Source organism: Pseudomonas sp. GM84, assembly GCF_000282535.1.
Lineage (GTDB): Bacteria > Pseudomonadota > Gammaproteobacteria > Pseudomonadales > Pseudomonadaceae > Aquipseudomonas.
The window spans coordinates 1-8,547 of the sequence record NZ_AKJC01000256.1 but is presented as its reverse complement, the minus strand read 5'-3'; the positions used below and the strand labels follow the sequence as shown (position 1 = coordinate 8,547).

At 64.2% G+C, this 8,547-nt stretch carries 6 protein-coding genes; all 6 read right to left on the bottom strand.

The features are described 5' to 3' along the window. Positions 1-34: 34 nt before the first annotated feature. Positions 35-1,132: a DUF1513 domain-containing protein gene (locus PMI38_RS20075; protein WP_043274014.1), complete on the bottom strand. Its 1,098-nt coding sequence runs from the start codon at positions 1,130-1,132 to the stop codon at positions 35-37. Positions 1,133-1,134: 2 nt separating this feature from the next. Next, on the bottom strand, positions 1,135-2,199 hold the full coding sequence (locus tag PMI38_RS20070) for an imelysin family protein (protein WP_008097836.1): 1,065 nt from the start codon (positions 2,197-2,199) through the stop codon (positions 1,135-1,137). 19 nt (positions 2,200-2,218) lie between these two features. Beyond that, the gene (locus PMI38_RS20065) at positions 2,219-3,646 is read right to left on the bottom strand and encodes a di-heme oxidoreductase family protein (RefSeq protein WP_008097834.1); all 1,428 of its coding nucleotides are present in this window, start codon (positions 3,644-3,646) and stop codon (positions 2,219-2,221) included. A gap of 276 nt (positions 3,647-3,922) precedes the next feature. Then, positions 3,923-5,260 carry an imelysin family protein gene (locus PMI38_RS20060; RefSeq protein ID WP_008097833.1) on the bottom strand — a complete coding sequence of 446 codons (1,338 nt, stop codon included), beginning with the start codon at positions 5,258-5,260 and terminating at the stop codon, positions 3,923-3,925. Positions 5,261-5,420: 160 nt separating this feature from the next. Beyond that, on the bottom strand, positions 5,421-7,472 hold the full coding sequence (locus PMI38_RS20055) for a putative bifunctional diguanylate cyclase/phosphodiesterase (protein WP_008097831.1): 2,052 nt from the start codon (positions 7,470-7,472) through the stop codon (positions 5,421-5,423). Positions 7,473-7,742: 270 nt separating this feature from the next. Next, positions 7,743-8,339, bottom strand: a complete 597-nt coding sequence (locus PMI38_RS20050) for a superoxide dismutase (RefSeq protein ID WP_008097829.1) — start codon at positions 8,337-8,339, stop codon at positions 7,743-7,745. Between the last annotated feature and the right edge of the window lie 208 nt (positions 8,340-8,547).

The following is an 8,547-nucleotide window of genomic DNA, read 5'->3' as shown; positions in this document are numbered from 1 at the left end:
GCCGGCGATAGGGCCGGTGCAGACAGCCTGAGTGTCAGGCCAGATGCAGATGGTTATCCCATAACCCGGATGGCAGGTTCATCGGTTGCCCGATCAACTCCGCCTTGCGGCAATCATAGAACCGGCAACGCCCCTGCCCGGACGTCACCACAAAGCCATCCTCCACCGCCCCGACCCCGGCGCAATCCGGCATCGGCGCATCGAGCTTCACCGCACCGCTGTCCAGGTCCCAGATGAACAGCCGGTTGGCCCGCGGCGCGGTCAGCGCCACCAGGCGCAGGTCGCTGTGGATGGCCACGCTGGCGGTGTACTGGGCCATCGACTGCAGCTGCCGCTCAGGCACCGGGAAGGCCTTGAACGGCTCGCCCGGGCGCTTGATCGCCAGCAGTTCGGCGGTTTCATCGGCATCGCCCATGAACTGCTGGCAAGCGGCGATGGTGCCGTCGTTGCCCACGGCCAGGTGGCGCACGCTGTTCATCTGCTGGGCCAGGGTTTCCTTGCTCAGCAAGGTGCCGTCGCGCTGCATCAGCACCAGGCTGGGCTGCATGGCGTCGAGGTTCATCTCGACCCGGCTCTCGGCCTCGGTGCGGATGCCGCCATTGGCCACCACCAGGGTTTCGCCGTCGGGCAGCCAGGCCACTTCGTGCGGGCCGATGCCGTGGGTCGGGATTTCGCCGGTGTGCACCAGGCGCTCACCTTCGAACCGGTAGACTCCCAGTACGCCACGGCCGGGATCGGTGGTGTCGTTCTCGGTGGCGTACAGCCATTCACCGCCGTTGTGGATCACCGCGTGGCCGTAGAAGTGACGGTTCGGCTGTGAGGTGACGGTTTGCAGCAAGCGCCCGTCGCGCAGGTCGACCAGATAGCTTTCGGTGCCGGGGCGGCGCGCGACGAACAGGGCAATCGGCAGGCTCGGGTGGTTGATGATGGCGTGGCAACGCTGGGCCACCTGGGTGCTGAACACCTGGGTGCCGTCCAGGCGGAACCCGACCGCGTAATGCTTGCCGTCGCCATCGTCACGCGCCGACAGCAGCAGGGGTTCGCTGCCTTTGTTGCGCAGCAGGCTCCAGCCGCCCAGGGTCAGGGCGCTGAGCAATACGCTACCGAGTTTGATCGCCTGGCGTCGCAGCATCATCAGTCACCGTCGTTGGCATTGAAGCCCAGTTGAATGTTCAGCGCCTTGGCCAGCTCGCCTTCGTGCAGGCGGTGGACGACGTTGAGCGCGTCGTAGATCTGGTTCAGGTTCTGCTGGCCTGCGTCGTCGGCCAGCAGCTCGCCCAGGGTCTTCTGGTTGTCGGCCAGCAGCTTGAGGGCGCTAGCGTAGGCGTCGTCGATTTTTTGCGCCAGGGCTTTCTGATCGCTGCCCAGCAGGCCGCGCAGGCCTTGGTTGTCGACGCCGACCCAGACCGCTTGGGCGGCCTTGAGGCTGGCTTCCAGGCTCTTGAGTGACGAATGGCTGCGCCAGGCTTCAGCTTGCAGTGGCTGGGCAATGCCCTTGCTCTGGCGGCCCATCGGCGCGCCCAGTTTCTTCTTCAGGGTATCCAGGCCGGTGACCTGGGCGCGCAGCAGGTCGGCGATCGCTTCGTGGGAGTCGGCGTAGCGCTGGTTAGGGAACTTGGTCATCTGCGAGAGCATGCCGTCAGTGCTGTTCCAGCCCTTGAGGATCTCTTCGGCGAGCACTTTCTGGTGTTCACCGATGGCCACCAGCAGCGGGCAGTAGCGGGCTTTCTGCTCGGCGCTGGCGATGTCCGGCTTGCTGTCGAACAGGATGTACTCGTAGGCCGACAGGCCGCGTACGACGACGCTGGCCTTGCCCAGGGAGGCGGCATCGACCGGCTTGTCGCTGTTGACCAGTTGCTCGACCTGGCGGCCGACCAGGTTCTTCTTGTCGGGCCAGAACTGCACCTGCCAGGCGCGGTTGCCTTCGGCCAGCGGGCCGACCAGCAATGGCTGGAGTTCGGCCCAGGCCTTTTGCGCATTGAGGAAGTCGGCACGCGCGGTTTCCAGGCTCTGCTTGCCTTCGCAGTAAGCCAGGGCACTGCTGGCCAACTGGCGGTCGGCTTCGACCCAGCGGCTGTAGGTCGGCAGGATCACCTGCTTGGCGATGGCGGCGGAAGTCACGGCCTGCGGGTCCTGCGGCGAGCACGCGCCGAGAGCGAGTGCGGCGAGGCTGGTGAACAACAGTTTGGGTCGGAACATGCCCGGCTCCTTGCGCGTTTTAAAGTGAGTTCAGGAACGCCAGCAGCGCAGCGCGCTGCTCGGCATTGAAGGTCAAGACCTGGTCGCGCGCCGCCTGCGCTTCGCCGCCGTGCCAGAGCACGGCTTCGAGCAGGTTGCGGGCGCGGCCATCGTGCAGATACTGGGTGTGGCCACTGACCGCCTCGTTCAGGCCGATGCCCCACAACGGAGGGGTGCGCCAGTCCTGGCCGTTGGCGGCGAATTCGGTGCGCTCGTCGGCAAGGCCCGGGCCCATGTCATGCAGCAGCAGGTCGCTGTAGGGGCGGATCAGCTGCCCGGCCAGCTCGGGTTCGACGGCGTCGGTGGCGGTGGTGAATTGCGGGGTATGGCAGCCCTGGCAGCCGGCCTGGAAGAACAGGTTCTTGCCGGCCAGCACTTGCGGGGCGCCGACATCGCGCCGGGCCGGTACGCCGAGGTTGCGGGTGTAGAAGGTGACCAGGCGCAGGATATTGTCGCTGACTTCCTTCTCGTCGCCGGCCCCGTTGCCATTGGCTGCGGCCTGGCAGGCGGTTTGAGCCGGCGTGCAGTCATCCTGCGGTTGCAGGGTGCTGGTCAGGCCCATGTCACCGGCAAAGGCATGCACGTTCTGCTGGTTGACGTTGGGCTGCCCGGCCTTCCAGCCGAAGCGGCCGACCACGGTCTTGCCCTGGGCATCGTCCCAGACCCGGTTGGCGCGGCCACGAATGCCGTCGCGGTTGTGGTCATCGGGGTCTTCGTTGGCCAGGATGGCGGCTTCGGGGATGGCTTCGAGCAGGCCAAGGCCGATCATCGGCGGTGCCACGCGGGCCGAGAAGCGGGTGTCGGGGTGCATCGGCCCATAGCCGAGCTGGGTGATCTGCAGCGTGGGCCGGCGCAGTTCGACCCGGTGGCCGTCCTTGAAGGTGACCGTCTCGTGGTCATAGCTCACCCGCACCTTGCCCTCGGGGGCCACGCCGGGGATGGCCATGTCCTGCAGTTGGGTGCCATAGACCGGCTCGGGGACCACGCCCAGGCGTTCGATCTGCTTGGCCAGGTACGGCTGGTCGGGAATCGACAGGCGCACCAGCATCGACACCGCGTTGCTGTCGTCAGGCTCCGGCGGATGGCCGCGGCCGTCGCGCACATGGCAATTCTGGCAGGCATTGGTATTGAACAGCGGGCCCAGGCCGTCGCGCGCGGTGGTGGTGGACGGGGCGATCACCCAGGGGTTGCGGAAGAAACTGTTGCCGACGGCGAAGTCCACGCGCCGCTGGGGCGACAGGTTGGCCGAGGGCAGGGAAAAGGCATTGCGGTCACTGCGCTGGACGGTCGCCTGGCCAGCTGACAACGCTTCGCCGGGCTCGGCCTGTGTGAAACGCGGGGCGTCGTCACAGGCGGCGAGGGCAAGGGCCAGCAGCAGAGGGGAGAGTCGGGACAGCGACAAGGACATGCAAAATCCTGGGCGTGGAAGGACTGAAAAACCGGCGTGCAAGCTTAGCAGGCCATCGAAGTTTGAATAAGAGCAATTTGCAATTGCTTCATGAAATTGGTGTCGCTGCGGGCCCTATCGCCGGCAAGCCGGCTCCCACAGGTGTATCACGGCTCTCAGGCTCAGTGGGATCCCTGTGGGAGCCGGCTTGTCGTGGCGACGAACCGCGGCGATAGGGCCCGAAAGAAAAAAGGCGACCCGAAGGCCGCCTCATTTTCAGAACCACAACCGCCCGAATCAGAATTCGTGATCGGCGGTATCCGGGTTCAGGTTGGCAATGCCCAGCTTGCCTGCCGCCTGCTCGATGGCACCGGTCTGCTTGACCAGCGAGGCAATGGCGTCACGCACGATCTGGTTGCCGGCAGCATTGTCGGCGCCGATCAGCTGGTCGTAGTGCTCACCCTTGAGGGCGTGATCGACGATCACCTGAAGCTTCGCCTCGGTGGCTTCCAGATCGGCCTTGAGGGTAGCGTCGGCGGCCGGGTCGGCCTTGGCCACCAGCGACGACAGGCTCGGGCCGGTCAGCTTGGTGCCGTCGACACGGGTGTACTCGCCCAGGTAGACGTTGCGGATACCCTTGGCGTCGTAGAAGTGCGAGTAGTGGGTGTTGTCGCTGAAGCAGTCCTGCTCGTCTTCCGGCGAGTTGGCTTCCAGCGACACCTTCATGCGCTCACCGGCCAGTTCGCCCAGCGACAGGCTACCCATGCCGAACAGCATCTTGCGCAGGCCGTCGGCCACAGGCTCGGCTTCCAGGGTGGCGCGGTAGTTGTCGGCGACGTTCGGTGCCCAGTTGCCGACCATCTCTTCGAGGTCCTTGACCAGCAGGTCGGTCACCGCCTTCAGGTAGGCGCGACGACGGTCGTTGTGGCCGCCGGTGGCGCCTTTGCCTTCGAGGTAGTCGGAAACCGGACGGGCGCCGGCGCCTGGGCCGGTGCCGTTGAGGTCCTGGCCCCAGAGCAGGAATTCGATGGCGTGGTAGCCGGTGGCGACGTTGGCTTCGGAACCGCCCAGCTCGTTCAGGCTGGCCAGCTTCTCGGGGGTGATGTCCTTGACGTCGACCTTCTCTTCGCCGACCTGAACCACGGTGTTGGCGATGATGTTGGCGCTGGCTGCCGGGTTGCCCAGGGCGTGTTCGTAGCTCTTGTCGACGTAGTCGATCAGGCCTTCGTCCAGGGGCCAGGCGTTCACTTGGCCTTCCCAGTCGTCGATGATGGTGTTGCCGAAGCGGAACGCCTCGCTCTGCAGGTACGGTACGCGTGCGGCGGCCCAGGCGGCCTTGGCGGCTTTCAGGGTGTCGTCGCCAGGCTTGGCGAGGAACGCGTCGATGGCGCTCTGCAGGGTCTTGGCGGTGCTCAGCGAGTCGCTGTACACGGTGTAGACCATCTCGGTGTAATGCTTGACCACGGCTTTGCCGGCCGCTTCGTCGACAGCCCCAGGCGCCGCGGCGGGGGTGCTGGCAGCAGCAGGTGCCTGTGCTTGCGGGGCGGCGGCCTTGTCGTCCTTGCCTTCGCCGCAACCGGCGAGGGCGATGGCGATGGCCAGCAGACTGGCGGAGGCCAGAGGCATTCGAATCATTATTGGTTTTCCTGCGTCGTGTGGTTGGACCAAGGGGTTAGGCCGTGCGCCGTGGCACGCGAAACCGCAACATCATGCGAAAGATTTGCATTTGCTGTAAAGAGCCCAGCACGCAATTCATGCAAATGCGCGTGATGGTCTGTAACACGCGGTGCAGGGGCTACAGCGCCCAAACCTGATTGCGCTGCGCCTGCTTGAGGAAATGGGTCAGTTCGCGCGCCGACAGCGGCTTGCTGTAGTGGTAGCCCTGACCTTCGTGGCAGCCCTGGGCAATGATGTAGGTTTCCTGCTCGGCGGTTTCCACACCTTCGGCGATCACCTGCATGCCCAGGCTCTTGCCCAGCTGGATGATGGCGCGAACGATGGTGGCGTCGTCATCGTCGTCGAGCAGGTCCTGGACGAAGCTCTTGTCGATCTTGATCTTGTCCAGCGGCAGCGATTTCAGGTAGCTCAGCGACGAGTAGCCGGTGCCGAAGTCGTCGATGGCGATCATCGCCCCGGAGCGACGCAAGCTGAGCAGGTGCTGGGCGGCGGTGCTGATGTCTTCCATCAGGCCGGTTTCCGTCACTTCCAGCTCCAGGCTGCGCGGAGGCAGGCGGTAGGCCTGCAGGAGGTTGTTGACCACCCGCGGCAGCTCGTTGTGGTGCAGCTGCACGGTGGACAGGTTGACGGCCATGCGCAGTTCGCTGAAGCCCAGGTCGTGCCATTCGCGCAGTTGCCGGCAGGCCTGGTCGAGCACCCATTCGCCGATGTTGATGATGCTGCCGTTCTGCTCGGCCAGCGGGATGAACTGGTCCGGCGGGACCATGCCCAACTCCGGGTGTTGCCAGCGCAGCAGGGCTTCGACACCGACCACGCGGTGATCACGGTAGCTGATCTGCGGTTGGTAGACCAGGTACAGCTGGTTGCGTGGCAGGGCTTCGCGCAGGTCTTTTTCCAGCTCGCGGCGCCGGCGCATTTCGCTGTCGACACTGGCGATGTAGAACTGGTAGCGATTGCGCGAACGGGCCTTGGCCAGGGTCATGGTCTGTTCGGCCTTCTGCAGCAGCTTTTCGGTGCTGTCGCCATCTTCCGGGAACAGGGTGATGCCGATGGTGGCGCGCAGGCGGATCTGATGGTGGTCGAGGTCGAACGGCACTTCGAGGTCGTCGAGGATGCTCTGGGCCAGCTCGGCGGCCTCGTAGGGCTGCTCGATGTTGGCCTGGACCAGGGCGAACTGATCGCCACCCAGGCGCGCCAAGGCTCCCAGGCGACCGCTGTGGGCCCGCAGGCGGTCGGCCAGGGCCAGCAGCAACTGGTCGCCGACCTGGTAGCTGAACTGCTCGTTGATGCCCTTGAAATCGTCCAGGCCCACGCACAGCACGGCCACGCGATGCTGCAGGCGACCACCGTCGGCAAGGATCTTGTCGAGCTGCGCCTGCAGTTGCTGGCGGTTGGGCAGGCCGGTGAGAAAATCGTACTGGGCCATGCGCTGCAGGCTGTTCTCGGCCTCGTGGCGCAAGTGGGTGTTACGTTCGATCGAGGCCAGCAGCTGGTTGGCGGTATTGACCCAGATACCCAGCTCGTTCTTCTCGTGGCCCTTGAGCAGCGGGATCTGGTGCTGGCTGGGGCGATCGGGGTTGATCTGGGTGAGGTGCTCGATGATCTTCGACAGCGGCTTGGTCAGCAGCCAGTGGTAGACCAGGTACAACACCAGGCCCATGGCCAGGGCACGCAGGACCCCTGAAATGAAGATGATGATGGCATTGACCAGGAAGTCTTCACCGTAGGACGCGGTGTCGAGGGTGATGCTCAGGTCGCCGTAGTACTCGCTGTAGGGGCCGCGACCGACCAGTTCGGTGGTGTAGGTGCGTTCCCGGCCGAGGATCAGATCGGTCAGCCAGCGCATGGACATGTCCTGCAGCGGGCGCGACTTCTCGGCAAGCATGGTTTCGTTGGGATGGCCGATGGATGCCTGGCGCACCGATTCGTCCTGGAACAGGCCTTCCATCACCTGCATGCCCATTTCCCGGTCGAGGCTGTACACCGCCTGGGTTGAAGGGTCGCGGAACATGTCGAGGATGCGCTGGGCGTCATTGTTGACGGCCTGACGGGTCTTGTAGGTGTCGTAGACGATCTGCGCGCAACTGAGGACGACACCGACCGCCAGCGCCGACAGGAGCACGACCCTGAGCAACTTGACCGATAAGCTGTTCCGCAATTCCAGCTTCAATGGGGTTTCCTTAATCCATGCGCGCGGCATCATTTTGCCATCATCATTGGCAATACACTATCGGCCGGTGCGGCTCTCCTGAGCAGTGTATCGGTTACCTCAGCCTGCAACTTGAGTGCGCTGTAGCGAATGTCCAGATGTTTGATGTTAGCGTGCTATGCCGGGTGAGCAAGAGCGTTGGCCGCTGGTGTGTCATTTGCCGCCAAGAGGTCGGCCATCCAATAAAAAAACCCGGCTCAAGGCCGGGTTTTCTGTTCAAGGCTCGAGGGATCAGGCCTTGAAGGTCTTGCCTTCGAACTGTTCGGCAACGAAGGTCCAGTTGACCAGGTTCCAGAACGCCTCGACGTACTTCGGACGCAGGTTGCGGTAGTCGATGTAGTAGGCGTGTTCCCAGACGTCGCAGGTCAGCAGCGGGGTGTCGCCGCTGGTCAGCGGGCAGCCGGCGCCGATGGTGCTGGCCAGGGCCAGGGAACCGTCAGCTTTCTTCACCAGCCAGCCCCAGCCGGAACCGAAGGTGCCGATCGAAGTCTTGGAGAACTCTTCCTTGAACTTGTCGAAGGAACCGAAAGCGGTGTTGATGGCCTCGGCCAGAGCACCGGTAGGCTGGCCGCCGGCGTTTGGTGCCAGGCAGTTCCAGTAGAAGGTGTGGTTCCAGACTTGAGCGGCGTTGTTGAAGATGCCGCCCGAAGAGGTCTTGACGATCTCTTCCAGGGTCTTGCCTTCGAATTCGGTGCCTGGGACCAGGTTGTTCAGGTTCACGACATAGGTGTTGTGGTGCTTGTCGTGGTGAAACTCCAGGGTTTCCTTGGAGATGTGCGGCTGCAGGGCATCGTGGGCGTACGGCAGCGGCGGCAATTCAAAAGCCATGGTGGATCTCCTGATTCAGGTCTAGTTCGCGGTTTGCGCAAGGCCGATCACGGGCGGCCCTATGTGCGTCGGCGAGTTTGTACTCTTTGCGACGCAAGAGGTCGATCATAGCATCAGCCCCCGCGCATAACCACGCAACAAACATAGGGAATAGAGGTTCCGCAGCGGTCGTCGGCTGCCGACCGGCGGTGTGGCCCCATCGCCGGCA